A 20331-nucleotide genomic window follows, 5' to 3' on the forward strand; every position below is an offset into this window, starting at 1 on the left:
GGTCAAGGCCGCGCGGGCGCTGCTGGAGCAGGGCGATCCGCTGCTGCTCACCGGCCCCGCCGCCGACCGCTTCGCCGAGGACAAGGGCCTGGCCGTCGAGCCGCAGGGCTATTTTACCACCGAGCGCCGCAAGGCGGCACTGGAAGCGATGAAGGCGCATGTCGTAGCCGGCACCGCCGCCAAGGCCAGCGAATCTGAAAAGCACGGCACCGTGGGTGCGGTCGCGCTGGACAGCCATGGCGACCTGGCCGCCGCGACTTCAACCGGCGGCTACAACAACAAGCCGGACGGTCGCGTCGGCGACAGCCCGATCATCGGCGCCGGCACCTATGCCCGCAACGGCGTCTGCGCCGTTTCAGGCACCGGCAAGGGCGAATATTTCATCCGTCATGTCGCTGCGCACGAAGTCGCGTCCCGCGTCGATTATCTCGGCGAAAGCCTGGAAGCAGCGACGCGCAAGGTGGTCATGGAGAAGCTGAAGGACGTCGGCGCCGGCCTTGTGGCGGTGGGCGCAAGCGGCGCCATCGCTGCTCCCTATAACACCGACGGCATGTTCCGCGGCTGGGTGAACGACGATGGCCAGTTCTTCGTCGCCTCGCACGCAGACGTCTATCGATATCCAGAAGATCTGCAATAAATCGCAGACGAGTCTCGGCGCCTGGAGCGTTTTCCGCTGTTCTTCGAATTGCGGAAAATGCTCCGATTCTTTGTGCGAATGCCTTCCGTGTTACGGCCAGCCCCTTCTCCCACAAGGGGAGAAGCGGTTGGCCGAAACGGCAGCGTGAGCCTACTTCTTCGCGAGCAGCGCCTTGACCAACGGCTCATCGACCGAGCCGGTCGCCGGCAAGCCGTTGTCACTCTGGAAGGCCATGATCGCCTTCTTGGTGCGGTCGCCCATCACGCCGTCGGTGCCGCCGGCATCGTAGCCGTTCTTGGCCAGGATGCGCTGGATGTTCTGCACGGCCTTCTTCATGTCGAAGCTGGCGGTCGTGGTTGGAGCGTCCTGCCAGGCGCTTGGTATCTCGATCGAGTTGGCTGCTTCGTCGAGCGGCTTCGGCTTCCAGAGATCCGTCGCCTGCTTGGCGCGTTCGAGCTGTTCGGGGCGCAGCGCCTTGGCGATCTCGTCGCGCTTGGCGGCGGCATCCTTGTCGCCCGATTTGGCCACAAGCGCGAACCATTTGTAGGACTCTTCCAGGTTCTGCGGCATGCCGGCGCCCTTGGCGGCCAGGATGCCGAGGTTGAACTGGCTGTCCTTGACGCCAAGATCGGCCGCCTGGCTGAACCAGCGAGTCGCTGCGTCATTGTCGGCCGCGCCGTCGGCACCCATGGCAAACAGCACCGCCAGATTGTGCATGGCGCTGGCATTGCCCTTTTCGGCGGCGCGGCGATACCATTCCTTCGACTTGGCGATGTCGCGCTCGACGCCGATGCCCTTCTCGTAGAAATTGCCGATGCGGTATTCGGCCGGCGCGAAACCGCGTTCCGCCGCCTCGCCATACCATTTGGCGGCGGTGGCCATGTCTTCCTTGACGCCGCGCGCTTCGGCATAGCGCGAGCCGATTTCGAACAGCGCCTTGGCATCGCCCGCGGCGGCGGCATCGCGCAGCGCAACCGGTCCGACGGCTGCAGGGACCTCGATCGTGCCGGCAGTATTGGCCGGGGCGGGGGCGATCGCGCCGGTGTTGTCCTCGGAAACGGTCGGCTTGGCGATACCCGGTACATCGACCGTCGGCAAGGTCACCGGCGCGGCGATCAGGGCAGGAGCCGCGGGAGCTGTCGTGGCCTCGACCGCTTCCGGGGCACTTGGCGCTTCTGCTGCCTGCGGTTCGTCGAACTCGTCTTTGACAATCGGATCTTTGGCGGCCAGGTCGGCCTTCGACTTCAGTTCGGGTGATGCAGGTTCCGGCAGGTCCTTGTTGTCGACGCTGCGCACCGGTGGTGCGTCGGCCGGGATCGGCAGGGCTGGAGCCTCGAGCGCCGGTGCCTGCTTTGCGGGGGCCGAGTAGGCCGCGAAGTCGGTGTTTTCCTCAATGGGAGCGATTTCGTTGAGCGACACCTGCTCGGGGTCGGACAGGAAGGCCTTGCCGAGCTGAAGACCGGCCAGCGCCAGCATGACCGCGGCAGCGGCCATCAGGATCGGCTTGCGGCGGGCCTTCAGCAGGTTGCCGAGGCCGAACGCCTTGCCGCCCGATTTGCCCGGCTGGTGCTGGAGCGCTCCCGCCGCGGCCGCCGCGGCTTGCGCCGCGCGCCGCGCGGCGGCGATGAAATCCGCCTTGGAAGCATCGGTTGCGCTCTGCTTGGCGGGCTGGCCGCGTTCGTCGCGAACCCGCTTCATGATGGCGTTGAGGTCGGGCGCGCCCGAGCCCGGCTCGAGCGGGCGATTGATCAGCTTCGGCTCCAGCGGCTCGTCGAGGTCGACCGTCGGCACGACCGCGCCCTCGGCGAGTGCCGTCGGCTGTGCGGTCTCGTTTTCGCGGCGCATTTTGAAGGCGCGCGCGATCCCGCCGAACATCGACTTGCCCTGGGCGGAAGGATCCCCATCCGCGGCGATCTCTTCCGAACCCAGTGCGGCGCGCGCGGCCTCGACCGCAGCCTGTGCTGGCGTGCGTCCGCCGAAGTCGCGGCTATCCGGGCCGGCAGACAGCGGCAAGGGCTCGTCCATGTCGAGCGCCGGAGCCTGCTGCACCGTAATCTTGGCGGTCGGCTGGACGCTGCCGGTTTCCAGCGAACCAAGACGGTCGACGATCTTCAGAAGCGTGTCGTGGATCGCCTCGAACGTCTTGGTGTTGCGTTCGTCGGAGCGGCGGGTCAGGCCTTCGAGCGTCTTGAGGTCTTCAGCCAGGCCGGCAACCGTGACCGTGTCGCCGTTGGAGAGGCCAAGCGCGCGCACTGCGTTTTCGGCGGCCTGCCTTGCGGTCTCCAGGATGGTGTCGCGGTTGGTCGCGATCGATTCCTCGATCTTCTCGATGCGCGGTCCGAGGTCGTCGAACTCCGGCAGCGGCGCACCCGGACGCGACAGATGCGCCGAAAGGCCGGAAACCTGTGCTTCCAGGCTGCGCAGCAGGTCGGGGTCGATGCCGGCTGCATGCAGCGAGGTCGAGTCGAGACGGCTGGAAATGTCGTCGAGCCGGTTTTCCAGGCTGCGGATCGCGTCCTGGCCGGCGCTGTCCGCGCTGCGGCTTTCCAGGCGCTGTGCCAGCGCGCTGAAGCGGGCGTCGATGGCGTCCATGATGCCGGAACTGTCTGTTTCCGGCTGGCGGCGGTCGAGACGGTCGGCGACGTCGTCGAGACGCCGTTCAAGATCGCGGAACAGCATGTTCCCCTGCTGCATCGCATCTTCCTGCCGACGCTCGATGATGCCCGAAAGGGCTTCGAAACGCTGTTCCAGGCCATGGAAGAGATCGTCCATCATCTCGCCGCGCGGGCGCTCATTGGCGACTTCGTCGATCTGGCGGGCAAGTGCCGAGATCCGCTGCTCGATGCGTTCGAAAGGTGCCGGGTCGAAAGCGCTGGATTGGGCAGCCACGGTGGAGGCGACGATGGCGCGCGAGATCTCGTCCAGGCGCTCGTCAATCATGCCGTAGACGTCGCCGCCGCGGCGGCCCTGCTGGCTGGCGAAATGGTCGACGGCACCCGCCAGCGTGCGCACCTTCTCTTCCAGCGAACGCAGCGACAGCGATTCCGGCAGCTTGTTGACGGCCGCGCCGATCTGTTCGAGGCGTTCCGCCAGCGAGGCGACGTCGACGCTACCCTGCCGGCCGGAGCCATCGAAACGGGTCTCGAAGGCCGACCAACGGCGGTCGAATTCCTGCCAGCGGCGGTCCACTGCCTGCACGCTTTCTTCGCGTGCCAGCGTATCCATCGCGTTGCGGACCTGATCCAGTTCGAGTCTCAGCAGGTTGACGCTCTTGTCATCGCTCTTTTCGGCGAGCGCGCGGATGGCACCCGACAGCCGTTCGAATTCAAGGCCGAGTTCGGCGCTGTCCTGGGCGGCTGGAGCCGCCTTTGCGGCGCGTTCGATATCCTTGCGCAGGGCCTGGAACTCGCGCTGCAGGCCCGCACTCATCTGCTGGCGCAGTTCTTCGCGCAGGCCGCGCAACTCGCCGGCGATCTTGCTCACTGCCGCAACGCCGTCCTCCTGGCCGCGCATGCGCTCGATATCGCGCGCAATCGATTGGTAAGGCTGCTCATAGCTGGAAGCGGTACGCTGGCGGGCAGGGCGTGGTTCTTCATAGGGACGCTGATAGCCGCGGGAGCCTTCATGGGAGCGGTAGTCGCGTCCGCGTGGGCGCTGGTCCTCATAGGCGCGCTGCCGCGGCGCCTCGTGTGACGGGCGTTCCGCAAAAGGCTGGCTGCGGCCATAGCGTGGTTCTTCGGCACGCGACGGCTCGTCGCGGTTGCGATCCAGCCGCTGTTCCAGCGCTTCCATCGACCGGTTGAGCTCTTCCAGCGTTGCGTAAGGCCGGCGTTGACGCCCGGCATTCACCGCATCGAGATAGGACCGCTTGTTGTTCATCGAGCGCCCGTTTCGCAATTGGCCGGCCTTCGCCAGCGATTCCCCAACCCACCAGTCGAGTCTGAAGGCGGTTTTGCCAGCGGACGTTTGATTCCCGCGGCTGGCACCCGCACTTCGATGAACCCGTGTGAAAAGCGAGACAGGATGGACACGGACCGACAGCCGCACCTTTCTCCCAACGTGGTAAACAAGCCGTTAACCAAACTTAAGAAGCTTCAGGATTCGTTGAGAAAAGCTTGCGCCGTCAAGCGCGGCGCATGGCGTTACGGCATCCTACTTGCATTTCCTTGATGATATCGGTATATCCTTTACGTAAACGTAAGTCGTGCAGTGCGGTATCGCTTACGGATCTTTGTCGAAACCAGGAAGCTAGGCCCCCAAGCGCTTCCGCCACAGTACGCCAGGCAGCCACGCCCGCGTGCCCATCGGGGAAATGTCGATGACTGTGCAGATGAACACCGCTGGCGGGGTTGCCAGCAACACCAACCTTGTGTCGAACGAGCCGGCCGGAGAGCTGGTGCGCATCGGCGAGATGGCCAAGAAATATGGCGTGACGCTGCGCACACTGCGTTTCTATGAAGACAAGGGCCTGCTCAAGCCCGAGCGCGACGGCGCCACCCGTCTTTATACGCATCGCGACCGCGTGCGTCTCAAGCTCATCCTGCTCGGCCGCAAGGTCGGTTTCTCGCTCCGCGAGGTCAAGCAGATGATGGACCTCTACGATCCGACCGGCACCAACACCAAGCAGCTTCGCCTTGCGCTGGAGAAGTCGGAAAAGCAGCTCGTGCGCCTGCAGAAGCAACGCGCCCTGATCGACGACGCCATCAACGAGTTGAGCGGCGCGATGAACGCCGTCCGCCAGATGGTCGCCGAACGCGCTGCTTCGACCTCGGCTGCCGCGAACTGAACGGGGCAGGCGTTCGCGCCTGTTCCCAAGCCCAAGCAACGAGAAGGCGCGTCGCTCCGGCGGCGCGCTTTTCGTTTTGAGGGGCCTTTCTGGAAAGGCGACTGGCGGCGGTGGTGCGGGCTTCCATTCTGCGAACCCGGCGGTTTGCGAAATCCGCGGCATCGGCTGGCTTCCGGTCACTTTTGCGGGGAGATGCCAGCACCACCTTCCTAAAAAAGCGACTGTCCGCAAAATTGACGTTTACGCAAACGTCAATTTTTGTTAATCGAGTCCAGCAGTCGGCCCGTAAGCCGTTCCGGCACGGGTCTGTTCGTTGTTTTTTGGAGGAAACGCGATGCCGATCTACCAGGCGCCTATCCGCGATACGCTGTTCGTTCTGAACGAGGTGCTGGGCTTTGAACGGTACAGCAATCTCCCCGGCTTTGCCGATGCATCCGGCGATGTGCTGGAAGCGATCCTCGCCGAAGGCGCCAAGCTGGCGGAAAACGTCATCCAGCCGACCAATCGCGTCGGCGACATGGAAGGCTGCGTGCGTCACGACGACGGCTCGGTGACGACGCCGAAGGGCTTCAAGGAAGCCTATCGCCAATATTGTGAAGGCGGCTGGATGGGGCTTGCGGCACCGGCTGAATATGGCGGCCAGGGCCTGCCTTATGCCGTGCATACGGCGGTCGCCGAATATATGGTCTCGGCCAATCTCGCGCTGCTGATGTATCCGGGCCTCACCCAGGGCGCGATCGCCGCGATCCTCACCCATGGCACCGAAGAGCAGAAAACCACCTTCGCGCCGAAGATGATCGAAGGCGTATGGACCGGCACCATGAACCTGACGGAGCCGCACTGCGGCACCGATCTCGGCCTGCTGCGCACCAAGGCCGTGCCGAATGGCGACGGTACCTACAAGATTTCCGGCCAGAAGATCTTCATCTCGGCCGGCGAGCACGACATGTCCGACAACATCATCCATCTGGTGCTGGCCCGCATCGAGGGTGCGCCGGAAGGCGTGAAGGGCATTTCGCTGTTCATCGTGCCGAAGCTGAAGCTCGATGCCGACGGCAATCCGGGCGAGCGCAACACGCTGTCCTGCGGCTCGATCGAAGAGAAGATGGGCATCCACGGCAATTCCACCTGCGTCATGAACTATGACGAGGCGGAAGGCATCCTGCTCGGCGAGCCGAATGGCGGCCTGAAGGCGATGTTCACGATGATGAACGAGGCGCGCCTCGGTGTCGGCCTGCAGGGTCTGGCGCAGTCGGAAGTCGCCTATCAGAATGCCGTCGCCTACGCCAAAGAGCGCTTGCAGGGCCGTTCGATCTCGGGCGCGAAGTCGCCGGACAAGAAGGCCGATCCGATCATCGTGCACCCGGACATCCGCCGCAACCTGATGACCATGCGGGCCTTCAACGAGGCCGGTCGCGCCTTCGCGCTGTGGACCGCGCTGAAGTCGGACATCGCCCACCGTTCCGGCGACGACGCCGACCGCCAGGCGGCCGACGATCATATGGGCCTGATGACGCCGGTGGTGAAGGGCGTGCTCACCGACAAGGGCTTCGAGCATGCCGTGATGGCGCAGCAGGTGTTCGGCGGCCACGGCTACATCGAAGAGCACGGCATGAGCCAGTTCGTGCGCGATGCCCGCATTGCCATGATCTATGAGGGTGCCAACGGCATCCAGGCGCTCGACCTCGTCGGCCGCAAGCTCGGCGCCAATGGCGGCCGCGCCATCCAAGGCTTCTTCAAGGAAGTCGGCGAATTCTGCGAGGAAAATCGCGCCAACGAGCAGATGGCGCCGTTCACCAAGGCACTGAAGAAGGGCCTCAACGACCTGCAGGCCGCCACCATGTGGCTGATGCAGAACGGCATGAAGAACCCCGACAATGCCGGTGCCGCCTCGACCGACTACCTGCATCTCTTCGGCCTCGTCACGCTGGGCTACATGTGGGGCCAGATGGCCAGGGCCGCGCAGGCCAAGCTCGCCGAAGGCGCCAACGGTTCGTCATCTTTCTATGACAACAAGCTGGTCACGGCCCGCTACTATATGGATCGCATCATGCCGGAGACGGCGGCGCATCTCGCCCGCATCTCGTCGGGTGCCGATTCTATGATGGCGCTGCCGGCCGACGCGTTCTGATGGTTAGCGCCGACGTTCCCCTCCCCCTTGAGGGGAGGGTGGCCCGAAGGGTCGGGAGGGGTTGCAAAGGCAGTGCGCCGGCCTCTATCTCAGTGGCTCGGCTCGGAAGGACCGTGACAATGCCTCGAACGCGCGTCAGTTTCGAAATGCGGCAGAAGGCACGCTCGCTGCGGCTTCATGCGACGAAGGGAGAATCGCTGCTCTGGTACGAGCTGCGGGAATTCGCTGCAGAGGGCTTGAAGTTCCGGCGGCAGTCGCCAATCGGGCCTTATATCGTCGACTTCGTCTGCCCTTCGATAAAGCTGATCGTGGAAATCGACGGTGACCGGCATGAGACCGAAGCAGGCAAGCTGCACGACGCAAATCGCGACGCTTATTTGCGCTCTCTTGGCTATGTTATCGTGAGGATAGACGAGCCGGATGTCATCAACAGCGCGTGGCATGTCGCGCAATTTGTGAAAGATCAGGCCGAGCGTCTCCTCGGCGACCCCTCCCGACCGCTTCGCGGCCACCCTCCCCTCGAGGGGGAGGGGAACGAAGGAGCCATTCGATGACCACCAATCCCGCCGACATCCTGTCCTTGCCAAGAGCCGGCTGGGCTGGCGACGAAGTTGCCATGCTCTACGACATGTCGACCCGGTTTCTCTCCGAGGAGATCGCGCCGCACTATGAAGAATACGAGAAGAACGAGATCGTCGATCGTTCCGCATGGGAAAAGGCCGGCGCTGCCGGCCTGCTCTGCGCTTCCATGCCGGAAGAATATGGCGGTTCGGGTGGCACCTACGCCCATGAAAGCGTGATCGCCGAGGCGCTCGGCCATGTCGGTGTCGACGGTTTCGGCATTGCCTTGCACAACGCCATCGTCGCCCCCTACATCCTTCACTACGGCTCGGAAGAGCAGAAGAAGAAATGGCTGCCGAAGATGGCGACCGGCGAGCTGATCGGCGCCATCGCCATGACCGAGCCCGGCGCCGGCTCCGACCTGCAGGGCATCAAGACGCGGGCCGAGAAGGATGGCAACCAGTACCGGATCAACGGGTCCAAGACCTTCATCACCAACGGCCAGAACGCCAATCTCATCATCGTCGTCACCAAGACCGATCCGACCAAGGGCGCCAAGGGCACCTCGCTGATCGTTGTCGAGACCGATGAGGTCGAGGGTTTCACGCGCGGCCGCAACCTCGACAAGATCGGCCTCAAGGCCAACGACACCTCGGAGCTCTTCTTCAACGACGTGCGCGTGCCGACGGCCAATCTGCTTGGCCACGAGGAGGGCCAGGGTTTCATCCAGCTGATGCAGCAGTTGCCGCAGGAGCGCCTGCTGATTGGTGCCCAGGCCATCGGCATGATCGAGCGGGCACTGGCCGTCACCGTCGACTATGTGAAGGAGCGAAAGGCCTTCGGCAAGGCCGTGGTGGAGTTCCAGAACACCCAGTTCAAGCTCGCCGAGTTGAAGACCGAAGCCACCATCGGCCGCGTCTTCTACAACGACTGCGTCAAGCGCCATCTCAATGGTGGGCTCGACCCGGTCACCGCCTCGATGGCCAAGTACTGGCTCTCCGACCTGCAGTGCAAGGTCGTCGACGAATGCCTGCAGCTGCATGGCGGCTATGGCTACATGAACGAATACCCGATCGCCCGCATGTATCGCGATGCCCGCGTGCAGCGCATCTATGGCGGCACCAACGAGATCATGAAGATGTTGATCGGCCGCTCGCTCTGAGCAGCCGGCCACGACCTATCCGATCGGCGCCTTGAGTGGCCGATCAAACCAAGTAAGGAGCACGAAAATGGCCGACGCTTATGTCTATGACGCCGTGCGCACGCCGCGCGGCAGGGGCAAGAAGGACGGGTCGCTGCACGAGGTGCCGGCGGTGCGTCTCGGCGCCAAGGTGCTGGAAGCGCTGCGCGACCGCAACGAACTCGACACAGGTTCTGTCGACGACATCATCTTTGGCTGTGTCGACCCGGTCGGCGAAGCCGGTTCGGTGATCCCGCGCGCCGCTGCTTTCGAGGCCGGCTACAACACCAAAGCGCCCGGCATGCAGCTGTCGCGCTTCTGCGCCAGCGGTCTCGACGCCATCAATCTCGGTGCGGCCAAGATCGCGCAGGGCGCTGACGACATCGTCATCGCCGGCGGCGTGGAATCGATGAGCCGCGTCGGCATGGGCGCCTCGGGCGGCGCCTGGTTCATGGATCCTTCGGTCGGCTTCCCCGGCTGGTTCGTGCCGCAGGGCATCTCGGCCGACCTGATCGCCACCAAACATGGTTTCAGCCGCGACGACGTCGACGCCTATGCTGTCGAGAGCCAGAAGCGCGCCGCCAATGCCTGGCAGAAGGGCTATTTCAAGAACTCGGTCGTGCCGATCAAGGACCAGAACGGTCTCACCATCCTCGACCATGACGAGCACATGCGCCCCTCCACCGACATGCAGTCGCTGGCCTCGCTCAACCCGTCCTTCGTCATGCCCGGCGAAATGGGCGGCTTCGATGCCGTTGCTGTACAGCGTTATCCGGAGCTGGAAGAGGTCAACCACGTCCATCACGCCGGCAATTCGTCGGGCATCGTCGACGGCGCTGCCGCCGTGCTGCTAGGTTCCAAGAAGGGCGGCAAGGCGATGGGCCTCAAGCCGCGCGCCCGCATCCGTGCCTTCGCCAACATCGGCTCGGAGCCGGCGATCATGCTGACCGGCCCGGTCGACGTCACCGAGAAGCTGTTGAAGCGCGCCAAGATGAAGCTGTCGGACATCGACCTGTTCGAGCTCAATGAAGCCTTCGCTTCCGTCGTGCTGCGTTACATGCAGGCCTTCGACATTCCGCACGACAAGATCAACGTCAATGGCGGCGCCATCGCCATGGGTCATCCGCTCGGCGCCACCGGCGCAATGGTGTTCGGCACCGTGCTCGACGAACTCGAACGCCGCAACCTCAACACCGCCCTGGTGACGCTGTGCATCGGCGCCGGCATGGGCACCGCCACGATCATCGAGCGGGTGTAGCGCCTCTTCCTTCTCCCCGTTTACGGGGAGAAGGTGGCCCGAAGGGCCGGATGAGGGGCAGAGCCCGCCTTTGAGCGTTCGCGCCGCCCCTCACCTGCCTGCCGGCATCCTCTCCCCGTGAACGGGGAGAGGGCACAAGCTTCACCGTCGCGCTCATGCGTGGACGAAAACGGATTTCAAGGAGGGTACTCCAATGAGCTACAAGAACTTTTCGGTCGATATCGACGGCGACGGCGTTGCGCTCGTCACCTGGGACATGCCCGGCCGCTCCATGAATGTGTTCACCGAAGAGGTGATGCGTGAACTCGACGCCATCATCGACCAGGTCGTAGCCGATGCCGCGGTCAAGGGTGCGGTCATCACCTCGGGCAAGGAGACCTTCTCCGGCGGCGCCGACCTGACCATGCTGCAGCAGATGCTGGGCCTCTTCGCCAAGGAAAAGGTGAAGGACAAGGAAAAGGCCACCCAGACGCTGTTTGCCAATGTCGGCTTGATGACTGGCCTGTTCCGCAAGCTGGAAACCTGCGGCAAGCCGTGGGTGTCGGCCATCAACGGCACCTGCATGGGCGGTGCCTTCGAGATGTCGCTGGCCTGTCATGGCCGCGTCGCCGCCGATTCCGACAAGGTCAAGATGGCGCTTCCGGAAGTGAAGGTGGGCATCTTCCCGGGCGCCGGCGGCACGCAGCGCGTGCCGAGGCTCACCGACACGCAGGGCGCGCTGGAGATGCTGACCTCCGGCAGGAACCTGACCGCGCAGAAGGCCAAGGCCATGGGCCTGGTGCACGAGATCGCCGAGCCGGCCAAGCTTATCGAGACCGCCAAGGCCATGATCCGCAACGGCCTGAAGCCGGTTGCCCCTTGGGATGAGAAGGGTTTCAAGCTGCCGGGCGGCCCGGTCTATTCGGTTGCCGGCGCGAACCTGTGGCCGCCGGCCATCGCCATCCTGCGCCGCGAGACCTATGGCAACTATCCGGCCGCCATGGCGATCCTGAAATGCGTCTATGAGGGCCTGCTGGTGCCTTTCGACACCGCGCTGAAGATCGAGACGCGCTACTTCACCGAGATCCTGCAGACCAAGGAAGCGGCGGCAATGATCCGCTCGCTGTTCGTGTCGCTGCAGGAGCTCAACAAGGGTGCGCGCCGTCCCGAAGGCATCCCGGACACGAAGTTCAAGAAGATCGGCGTGCTCGGCGCCGGCTTCATGGGCGCCGGCATCGCCTATGTCACCGCCAAGGCCGGCATCCCGGTCGTGCTGCTCGACCGTGACCTGCCATCGGCCGAGAAGGGCAAGGCGCATTCCGACACCCTGATCTCTGAGCAGGTCAAGAAGGGCCGCGCCAAGCCCGAGGAGAAGGAAAAGCTGCTGTCGCTGATCACGCCGACGGCCGACTACGCCGATCTTAACGGCTGCGATCTGGTCATCGAAGCGGTGTTCGAGGATTCGGAAGTCAAGAAGGGCGCCACCGAGAAGGCGGAAGCGGTGTTGAAGTCGTCGGCGATCTTCGCCTCCAACACCTCGACCATTCCGATCTCGTCGCTGGCCAAGAACTCGTCGCGGCCGAAGAACTTCATCGGCCTGCACTTCTTCTCGCCGGTCGACAAGATGATGCTGGTCGAGATCATCCTCGGCAAGAAGACGGGCGACAAGGCGATCGCCACCGCGATCGACTATGTGCGCGCCATCAAGAAGACGCCGATCGTCGTCAACGACACGCGCGGCTTTTACGTCAACCGCTGCGTGCTGCGCTACATGTCGGAAGCCTTCCAGATGCTGATCGAAGGCATCCCGGCACCGATGATCGAGAACGCCGCCAAGGCGGCCGGCATGCCGGTCGGTCCGCTGGCGCTGACTGACGAGACGGCGATCGATCTGGCGCAGAAGATCATGAAGCAGACCATCCGCGACCTCGGCGAGAAGGCCGTCGACAAGGATCAATTCGCGCTGATCAACACGCTGGTCGACAAGCATGAGCGTCTCGGCCGCAAGAACGCCAAGGGCTTCTACGACTATCCGCCGAAGCCGGCCAAGAAGAAGCTGTGGCCGGGCCTGAAGGACCTCTATCCGCAGCTCGATCCCGACAAGGTCGACTATGAGGAGGTGCAGCAGCGCCTGCTGGTTACCATCGCGCTCGAAGCGGCCCGCGTCATGGAAGAAGGCATCGTCACCGACCCGCGCGAAGCCGATGTCGGCTCGATTCTGGCCTTCGGCTTCGCTCCTTACACGGGCGGCGCGCTGTCCTACATCGACGGCATCGGCGCCAAGGCTTTCGTGAAGATCGCCAAGAGCCTGCAGAAGAAGTACGGCGCGCAGTTCAAGGCGCCGAAGCTGCTTCTCGACATGGCCGAGAAGGGCGAGACCTTCTACCAGCGCTTCGACCCCTATGCGAAGGGCGAGGTCAAGGAAGCCGCGTAAGCGGGAACAGCGTTCCTCGTTGACCGCTAGCGCTGCCCCTCATCGCCCTGCCGGGCACTTCTCCCCGTAAACGGGGAGAAGGAGGCTGTCCGCAACGTCGGCGCTTCTTCTACAACGCTGGTGATTGGCGAATCCTTGGCGAGAGCTACCTCTCCCCGTTTACGGGGAGAGGATGCCGGCAGGTGAGGGGCGGCACCGGCCGTTCGATTTTAGATCCTCATCCGGCCCAGTCGCCTTCTCCCTGCGAGCAGGGAGAGGAAGGAAGTAACAACATGTATGTCTGGGCACGTTTTGCGCGCATGGCGCTGACGGCGAAGTCGCGCGGCGCTTACCGCGTCGGAGATGAAAGCCGGCTCACTTTCCGCTGCCTGCCGACCGACATCGACTTCAACATCCATCTCAACAATGCACGCTACATGATGCTGGCCGATCTCGGCCGCATCGACATCTTCATCCGCGCCGGCCTGATCGCGCTGGCCCGCAAACGCGGCTGGGCGCCGATGTTGGGCGGGCTGCAGACGGTTTATGTGCGCGAGATCAAGCTGTGGCGCAGCTTCGAAGTGAGGTCGTCGATCGAGACCTGGGACGGCACGCAGGTGCTCGGCGCACATCGCTTCGTGCTGGAAAACGGCGAGACGGCTGCTTTGATGAAGACCACCGCCGGCGTCTACGACCGCAAGGCCAGGCGTTTCGTCGACATCCAGGAACTGGTCGAGGCGCTCGGTTACGATGCCTCGCCACGCGCGCCGACCGAGACGGAGCGAGCCTTCATGGCTTCACACCAAGGACTGCGCGCGGCGGCGAAAGGGTAACTGGCATCTGGCCCGCACTTTTCGATCCGACATCGCATCTTGCTTTTGGCCCCGCTCAACCGAAACTGGATGAAGTCAGTCGGTATCGGTGCGAAGCGCTGTTTCGCGTCGAAAGCCATCGCTGCAGCCCCTGCGGAGAACTGCGCCATGCTGTCTCGAGTTCGCGCCTCGATGGTCTTCACCGCACTTGGCCTGGTTGTCGTCGGCGTCGTCCCTGCCGCCATGGCTGCAGGCGATCTCGGTCAGCCGGCGCCGCTCGATGCGGCCACTTCGACGGCGAGCCTCGTACAGCTGTGCCGCGACGGCCGTGCCGAGCCCCCACGCGGCCTGATGATATCGACGTGGATGTGATCCTCAAGCGTGGTGGGCACGCTCGGGCGGCCTGCGCCAGCTGGTCGATGGCTCTCATCTTGAGGGTCGCGCCCTCGTGGAGGCGCTCCTGGATAGAAAAATGCCTTGGCCGACTGTGCCCGCGCCATTGCCCTGGCGCGGCAAGCCAAACCTGAGAACGGCTGCGAAAGGGAATTATTGAGGCAACCGCTTCACTTGCCGGGTGTCTTTGCCTTTACATAGACGCCGGTGAAACTGACACCTTGACCACCACAGCGATCATTGTCATCAACGAGCAGATAATAGCCCGTGCTGCGAAATCGTACGTTACAAGCGTCGTCATTCGCTTCGAATGCAGCGGTTGGTAACTTGTCGCCGGCATAATGCCTGGTGCTATAGCCAGCAACATCTCCTACGCCTCCGATAAAAGCTGGACCTTCGATCGTTCCAGTGCGCGTGGACGGCGAGGCCAACGCCGCCTCTCCACGGATGACAAGAAAAAGTCCATCGTATCGCTGGATCTCGATGCTGGCGGTGTTGTCGCGCCTCCATTCTCCAACAATGTTCGGCGTATCGAGAAGTTCAAAGGCGTTTGTGTTGCTTAGTGCCGTGGCATCCAGCACCCCGCTGGTCATTTTGCCGTCCGGCGATATGTAGTGGGTACAGGCAAGTGAATTTCCCAGGAAACCCGTAATGAGAACTTGATCGCCCGGAACCACGAAAGACGTCAGTTTGCAGGCTGCATCCAATGAAGGACAGTTGGGGCGTTCGGCGGATTGGGGGGCAATGAAGTGCAGTTGCTCCACGCCATCGCGCACGATGGCGTAGGATATGTCGCCGGTAAGGTTGATAGGATCATCACAAGAACCAGCAACCGCGGTTTGAGCGAAGAACAAAAGCGACAGCGGCCCAAGGAGGATATGTGCATACTGGTTCATGAGAGTAGCGCGGGACGTTCCTAGTGTGGCGGTGATGTCGGTATTCTTCAGCCGGAATTTTATGTCGCCCTGATGCCGGACAGATCACCCGGAATGGATAATCGATCACGGGTCGGTGTGAGATGGATTCCGTGACGTGTGATTCTGAAGAAGGGTATAGCCATTGGTCGTATCACCGGAGAACATGCGGGCATCCATATCGCGCCTATTCTGTACGCCTGCCACCCATTGCCGATTTGCGGTGTTATAGTGCGTCCGGAAATACTCCGGCACCAGCGAATAACGCCCTCGGTTCAGCAAGTCGGAAAGCCGCTGGCGATTGGTGCCTCTCGGGTTCGCTGCTCCATTATGGGTAAAGAGAGAAGCCGCGTTGGCAGCTAACGCACCGGGGCCGCCGTTGAATCCGAGATCCAGAATTGCATCGACTTCGTAAGGATGCAGAGGCACGAATACACTGTCATCGATGTCCTTGCCGCCATTCTTGTGGATGTCTTCCTCAAGCAGTTCATTCATCTTGGCGTCGTCCAGTGGTTGCGCCCAATAGCCCTGCGTAAATCGATTGTTGGCGATTTCGGCATCGGTGATTTTATGGCCGATACCGATCGTATCGTTACCACCTTCGACAGATTTATACTGTCGAGGCTCACGGCCTTCCGCGTTTTCGATGAGATTTTTATAAGTTTGTGACGCTCCCCACGGCTTCCACAGCCGCGTGGTCGTTGCATTATGGATTTTCTTCTCGGTAGTAGGAGCAACAGTGTCGCTGGCGAGCGGCGCTTCATCCGTCGCATCATCGGGTTGGCTCCTGTCTGCAGGATACGCATCGGCGGTCGTCCTGTGGCCGAGATAGAGATAGATCTTTTCGCTCGCGTCAGCCGCAAAGTAGCGTTCGGTAAGCCCGTTCTCGTCGGTCTGGCCCTGGTAGACCTCACCGGACTTCTCGTACTTTACGGTGTAGTACATGCCGGCGCCGCACATCTTGCCGTTCGCGTCCTTCACGTCGAAGGCGAGGCTGTAGGCAAGCGACTGGTCGCAGGTGGCGCAGGGTTTTCCGTCGGGGTTCGATGTCAGTCGCTGCTGGCCGGTCGCGACCGCGGTCTGCACGCCGCCGGGCGTGAACTGGCCTGCCTGTGCAACCGAATTGCCAAAAAGCGTCGCTGCGTCGGGTTGTGAGGCATTGCCGCCCAGCGTCGAAGGAAGCTCCGGTGATATGACCGATTGCATACCCCCTTGTGTCGTCGTTTCGGTCATGCCGTCTCTCCGCTTGCCGGCTTCGACAGGCGATGCATCAGGGCAAAGATCTTTTCGTCGGCAGTGCCGTCCTCGGGATGGTTGCGCAGATAGTCCCGGGTGGTCGGAAGGGCCGCGACACGTCCCTCGCTTCCAAGGTTGAGATAGGCCCAGTAGCCGGTGGCGAGTTCGGAGCGGATGCCCATATCTTGCGCGCTTCTGCGGTTCTCCGCGACGAAAGACGCCATGCGCTCTTCGTCCATCTGGCCGGCATTGTCGGGCGCGACCTCGCGCAGATAGTCCGCGATCTTGCGGTTGGAGGCCTCGTGCCGCACTTCCTCGAGTTCCTCGATCTGCTCGGCGTCGATCCGCAGCATGCCCTTCGGCCGGATGACCATCTGACCGGGATGTTCTGCGCTGCGCAGGCCGCCATAGTCTTCGGCATGGAACAGCACCTGCGTCGCCGGCCCCAGAATGCGCGCGAACTGGCCTTCGGTCATGATCGGGAGCAGCGAGGCGAGCACGTTCGGATCATAGTGGCGAAACAGCACACTCTCGTAATCCGAAGTTCCGTCTGGTTCCGTGGCGCCTTCCTCCTCCGGGGACGATTCCTCGTCCTGCGGTATCGTGCTTTTGGGAAGCTGTACCAGATTGATCGAGCGCAGATGGCGATGCAGCGCTGCCTCGCCGGCGGGGCACGCCCATAGCACCAGCGAGCCGCAGTCCGGCTCGGAATGGGCCAGCAAGGCCAGCAAGGCCGGTTGATCCGGTATGGGAACCAGCCATCCGGACGCCGCCTCGATCTTTTCGTCACCATGCTCGAGGAACAGCGATCTGTGATCCAGGCCAAGCGACTTCAACAGGCGCGGCAGGTGGCCATATTGCGCCCCGTCCACGGCAGCAAAAAGCGGCCCGGACATCTTCTCCGCAGCCTTCGCAAGCTTTGCTGCCGCTGGCGAGAGGCTCTCGCCTTCGAATTCAGTCCCGACAGCCACGCATCAACTCCTCGGCTGCTTGATGAACGGAACCCTTTGCGCCGCCATCTTCTTGAGGCACTGGGCTGGCGGCGGCGGCGAGACGCCGGGCACGAGAGCGGGCGTGTAGAGCACGGGGCCGGGGCCTATCGTCAATTGCGCGCCGCCGCCCTTGGCAATGGTCGTCTGCGGTGCGGAAATGACGATGATGCCGCTCCTGTCCATCTCCAGCCGGGCCTCGCCGACCTTGACCCGGAACGTCTCCTCGGCCTTGATCTCGAAGATCTTGCCTACATCGAATCCTATCGTTTCTGCCGTATAGTTCAGGCCCTTGGTAATCGTTTCCTGCTTGTTGTTGCCAACCACGACGAGTTGATCGCCACCGACGAAGGTTGACTTCAAAAGACCGACCTGCTCGCTGGAAACGCGTCCGACCGTGCGCGCGAAGGAACTGCCGACACTCAGCGTCTTGTTTTGCCCGATCGTTTCCGTGTGATCGTTGCCGACTGAAATCGATTTGTCATTTCCGACGTCCTCCGACTGATCATGCCCAACGGATTTGGTGCGGTCGTTCAGGATATCGATGTTCATGTCCTTCTGGGCGTGGACGTAGATTTCCTCATTCCCAGGCTGGTCCTCGAAACTCAGTTCGTTGAACTGTCCGACATCCTTGGACTGGTAGGTGTTGGTCTTGAACACGGACCGCGTCTTGTTGGCCGGCAACTCATACGGCACCCGCTGCCGCGGATTGGGCACCAGGCCGATGATCACCGGCCGGTCCGGGTCGCCGTCGATGTGAACGACCATGGCCTCCATATCCACGCGCGGAATCACCTGGGTTCCCCAGCCCGGGCCGCCCCAGTTCTGCATCACCCGGATCCAGCAGCTATCGGAGCCGTCCTTCCTGGCCCGGCGATCCCAGGGGAACCAGACTTTCACGCGGCCATGCTCGTCGGTGTGGATCTCCTCGCCTTGCGGGCCCGCCACGATCGCGATCTGGGTGCCGTCCATGCGGGGCCTGGGCGTGGTGCGGTGCGGCGTGGCCGGCACGCGGCTGGGGATGGCGATGAACTGGTTCGTGTATTCGGGGTCGCCTTCATTCGTCTCATAGGAGCGGTCGCGCGCGGTGTGGACGATGGAGAGGATCGCGTGCTCCTCGAATTCGTTGCCGGCGTCGGAGACATCATAGGGCTTGAAGCGGAAGCCCGGCGCCAGCGTGCGAACGTTGGACCGGCCCTCGACCTTGTTGTGCTCGGCTTCAGCTGCCTGCATCCGCAGTCGCGACTGCTCTTCCACAGCGGTGATGTCTATTCCTTCGGAAGCTGCACTCACGCCATAGCCGCCGATGATCGGGTATTCGCGCAGGTTGAGCTCGCCATTGCCGGGCAACTCCGTCTGCGAAGGCCATTCGCCGCGCGGCACGCCGTTGGGTGTCAGGAAGTTCCAGTCGGCGGCTGAGCGTGTGCCGGGAATGAAGCTGAATGTCTTGGTGAAGCTGGAGATCGAGTTGCGGTCGGTACTGCCCATCGAGAAGCGCACGTCCGGATCCTGGCCTTTCTGGTAGCCGAACTCGTGATTGGACAGGACCAGCTGATGCGTTGCCGCGACCTTGCCGGCCTCGCCGCCCTCATGCTCGAACCAGTAGAAGATCCCGGCTTCTTCCAGCCGCCGCGTCAGATAGGCGAAGTCGGTTTCCATCTGCACGCTGTAGTGGAGAGGCCGGACCTCCCTGACGAGGCCGGAGAGTTTCGGCGCAAGCAGTCCGTGTTCCTGGCACAGGATCTGCGCCACCTCGACGGCGGTCTTGTCCAGCCAGATGCGCTGGTCCGCATTCTGGGTCATCTTCCAGTGGCTGGGAACGATGGTGAGATGGTAGGCGCGCAGCCCGCGCGTCACCAACGGCCCCTCGGAAAGCTGGATGACAAGACCGTTCCAGGTCCTGCGCGTGGCTTCGCCGGTCTCCAGCGAAACATCGATCACCTGGCCGACGAGCTCTTCCGGCCTGATATCGGTTTTCTTGGAACGCACAGCCAGCGAGATCTCGAACAGGCCGTTGACCTGCTCGTTGACGGTCATCTTCTCTGCAAGCAGGACGTCGGGCCCAAGGCTCGTTTCGACCCTGAGAATACGTGCCGCCTGCACATAACCGGCGCTCGCAACATCCATGTCCACAGGCCGCATCCCCGTCATGGCTCGAGTTCGGGCCGAACCATAGCGGGGGAGTTTTTCCCTCACAATCAAAAAGGCTGTCACAAAAGATAGGGCTTCTGCTTTTCGGGGACGCGCAGGCTGCTGCCGGCTCAGGGGCCAGGTCGGTAGCCGGACACCACCCTGTGCGCGTGCCTGCCCGCCAATGCGGCTTTCGTCTGGACAGCATGGCGGGCCGAGGTTAGAACACGAAAAAGGTATTTTTTCCTGTTTGAAGGGAGCGAGCCGTGCTCTCGCATGAGCGTGTCTGGGCCGCGATTGATGCCTTGGCGGAGCGTTATTCGCTGTCGGCCTCCGGGCTCGCCAGGCGTGCCGGCCTCGACTCCACGGCCTTCAACAAGTCGAAGCGGCAGTCGTCCGACGGGCGCCCGCGCTGGCCATCGACCGAGTCGCTCGCCAAGATCATGGAAGCGACGGGGGCCTCGCTGGATGAATTCATCGGGCTGATGCAGAACAGGCAGGCGCGCCCGCAGGCTTCCGGCGCCGCGGTGCCCCTGGTCGGTTTCGCGCAGGCAGGCGCCGGCGGCTATTTCGACGATGCCGGCTTCCCCGTCGGGCAGGGCTGGGATCTGGTCGAATTGCCGGCGCAATCCACCGATACGGCCTACGCCTTGAAGGTCCAGGGCGATTCGATGCTGCCGCTTTATCGCAATGGCGACGTTTTGATCGTGGAGCCGGGTGCCGCCGTGCGCCGGGGCGACCGTGTCGTCGTCAAGACCGGCTCCGGCGAGGTCATGGCCAAAGTCTTGGAGCGCCAGACGGCGGGTTCCATTTCGCTGCTTTCGCTCAATCCGGACCATCCCAACCGCGACCTGCCGATGGTGGAAGTGGAATGGGTGGCCCGCATCGTCTGGGCAAGCCAGTAGGATGGCG

General features: G+C 63.0%; 15 protein-coding genes. 10 read left to right on the forward strand and 5 right to left on the reverse strand.

Annotation, left to right across the window (positions count from 1 at the left end; all coding sequences use genetic code 11):
• On the forward strand, positions 1-637 hold a 637-nt coding region (locus L4923_RS27560), incomplete at its 5' end, for an isoaspartyl peptidase/L-asparaginase (RefSeq protein ID WP_239370304.1).
• 150 nt (positions 638-787) lie between these two features.
• Here the strand turns inward: L4923_RS27560 and L4923_RS27565 are convergent.
• Entirely contained in the window at positions 788-4516 is a 3729-nt protein-coding gene (locus L4923_RS27565; protein WP_239370305.1) for a peptidoglycan-binding protein, read from the reverse strand.
• Between the two features lie 439 nt (positions 4517-4955).
• Here L4923_RS27565 and L4923_RS27570 point away from each other — a divergent pair, with 439 nt between their 5' ends.
• From L4923_RS27570 to L4923_RS27605, 8 genes are all read left to right on the forward strand, one after another.
• Positions 4956-5423 (forward strand): MerR family transcriptional regulator, encoded by a 468-nt coding sequence (locus L4923_RS27570; RefSeq protein WP_239370306.1) that lies wholly within the window; start codon positions 4956-4958, stop codon positions 5421-5423.
• A 334-nt stretch (positions 5424-5757) separates the two neighbouring features.
• Positions 5758-7554 (forward strand): acyl-CoA dehydrogenase C-terminal domain-containing protein, encoded by a 1797-nt coding sequence (locus tag L4923_RS27575; RefSeq protein ID WP_239370307.1) that lies wholly within the window; start codon positions 5758-5760, stop codon positions 7552-7554.
• 146 nt (positions 7555-7700) lie between these two features.
• Entirely contained in the window at positions 7701-8108 is a 408-nt protein-coding gene (locus tag L4923_RS27580; protein ID WP_239370308.1) for an endonuclease domain-containing protein, read from the forward strand.
• Positions 8105-9277 (forward strand): acyl-CoA dehydrogenase family protein, encoded by a 1173-nt coding sequence (locus L4923_RS27585; RefSeq protein WP_239370309.1) that lies wholly within the window; start codon positions 8105-8107, stop codon positions 9275-9277. Before L4923_RS27580 ends, L4923_RS27585 begins: the two co-directional genes overlap by 4 nt.
• 67 nt (positions 9278-9344) lie before the next feature.
• The gene (locus L4923_RS27590) at positions 9345-10553 is read left to right on the forward strand and encodes an acetyl-CoA C-acetyltransferase (RefSeq protein ID WP_129411410.1); all 1209 of its coding nucleotides are present in this window, start codon (positions 9345-9347) and stop codon (positions 10551-10553) included.
• A gap of 193 nt (positions 10554-10746) precedes the next feature.
• On the forward strand, positions 10747-12966 hold the full coding sequence (locus L4923_RS27595) for a 3-hydroxyacyl-CoA dehydrogenase NAD-binding domain-containing protein (protein ID WP_239370310.1): 2220 nt from the start codon (positions 10747-10749) through the stop codon (positions 12964-12966).
• A 272-nt stretch (positions 12967-13238) separates the two neighbouring features.
• Entirely contained in the window at positions 13239-13778 is a 540-nt protein-coding gene (locus tag L4923_RS27600; protein ID WP_239370311.1) for a thioesterase family protein, read from the forward strand.
• Positions 13779-13847: 69 nt separating this feature from the next.
• A complete protein-coding gene (locus L4923_RS27605; protein ID WP_239370312.1) occupies positions 13848-14129 on the forward strand; it encodes a hypothetical protein in 282 nt (93 codons plus the stop codon).
• Between the two features lie 191 nt (positions 14130-14320).
• Here the strand turns inward: L4923_RS27605 and L4923_RS27610 are convergent, their stop codons facing one another.
• From L4923_RS27610 to L4923_RS27625, 4 genes are all read right to left on the reverse strand, one after another.
• Positions 14321-15046 (reverse strand): hypothetical protein, encoded by a 726-nt coding sequence (locus L4923_RS27610; RefSeq protein ID WP_239370313.1) that lies wholly within the window; start codon positions 15044-15046, stop codon positions 14321-14323.
• Between the two features lie 105 nt (positions 15047-15151).
• The gene (locus L4923_RS27615; protein ID WP_239370314.1) at positions 15152-16297 is read right to left on the reverse strand and encodes a lysozyme; all 1146 of its coding nucleotides are present in this window, start codon (positions 16295-16297) and stop codon (positions 15152-15154) included.
• A complete protein-coding gene (locus L4923_RS27620) occupies positions 16294-17271 on the reverse strand; it encodes a DUF4123 domain-containing protein (protein WP_239370315.1) in 978 nt (325 codons plus the stop codon). The genes L4923_RS27615 and L4923_RS27620 overlap by 4 nt, the downstream gene beginning before the upstream one ends.
• 3 nt (positions 17272-17274) lie before the next feature.
• On the reverse strand, positions 17275-19416 hold the full coding sequence (locus L4923_RS27625; protein WP_239370323.1) for a type VI secretion system Vgr family protein: 2142 nt from the start codon (positions 19414-19416) through the stop codon (positions 17275-17277).
• Between the two features lie 269 nt (positions 19417-19685).
• Here L4923_RS27625 and L4923_RS27630 point away from each other — a divergent pair, with 269 nt between their 5' ends.
• Positions 19686-20324 carry a S24 family peptidase gene (locus L4923_RS27630; RefSeq protein ID WP_239370316.1) on the forward strand — a complete coding sequence of 213 codons (639 nt, stop codon included), beginning with the start codon at positions 19686-19688 and terminating at the stop codon, positions 20322-20324.
• Positions 20325-20331 lie beyond the last annotated feature (7 nt).

This window comes from Terribium retamae, assembly GCF_022347545.1.
Lineage (GTDB): Bacteria > Pseudomonadota > Alphaproteobacteria > Rhizobiales > Rhizobiaceae > Mesorhizobium > Mesorhizobium retamae.

Excerpts from the sequence above, each read along its gene's own strand:
- L4923_RS27565 (WP_239370305.1), bottom strand. The coding sequence starts at position 4,516 with ATGAACAACAAGCGGTCCTATCTCGATGCGGTGAATGCCGGGCGTCAA.
- L4923_RS27570 (WP_239370306.1), top strand. The coding sequence starts at position 4,956 with ATGACTGTGCAGATGAACACCGCTGGCGGGGTTGCCAGCAACACCAAC.
- L4923_RS27575 (WP_239370307.1), top strand. The coding sequence starts at position 5,758 with ATGCCGATCTACCAGGCGCCTATCCGCGATACGCTGTTCGTTCTGAAC.
- L4923_RS27580 (WP_239370308.1), top strand. The coding sequence starts at position 7,701 with ATGCGGCAGAAGGCACGCTCGCTGCGGCTTCATGCGACGAAGGGAGAA.
- L4923_RS27585 (WP_239370309.1), top strand. The coding sequence starts at position 8,105 with ATGACCACCAATCCCGCCGACATCCTGTCCTTGCCAAGAGCCGGCTGG.
- L4923_RS27590 (WP_129411410.1), top strand. The coding sequence starts at position 9,345 with ATGGCCGACGCTTATGTCTATGACGCCGTGCGCACGCCGCGCGGCAGG.
- L4923_RS27595 (WP_239370310.1), top strand. The coding sequence starts at position 10,747 with ATGAGCTACAAGAACTTTTCGGTCGATATCGACGGCGACGGCGTTGCG.
- L4923_RS27600 (WP_239370311.1), top strand. The coding sequence starts at position 13,239 with ATGTATGTCTGGGCACGTTTTGCGCGCATGGCGCTGACGGCGAAGTCG.
- L4923_RS27605 (WP_239370312.1), top strand. The coding sequence starts at position 13,848 with ATGAAGTCAGTCGGTATCGGTGCGAAGCGCTGTTTCGCGTCGAAAGCC.
- L4923_RS27610 (WP_239370313.1), bottom strand. The coding sequence starts at position 15,046 with ATGAACCAGTATGCACATATCCTCCTTGGGCCGCTGTCGCTTTTGTTC.
- L4923_RS27615 (WP_239370314.1), bottom strand. The coding sequence starts at position 16,297 with ATGACCGAAACGACGACACAAGGGGGTATGCAATCGGTCATATCACCG.
- L4923_RS27625 (WP_239370323.1), bottom strand. The coding sequence starts at position 19,416 with ATGGATGTTGCGAGCGCCGGTTATGTGCAGGCGGCACGTATTCTCAGG.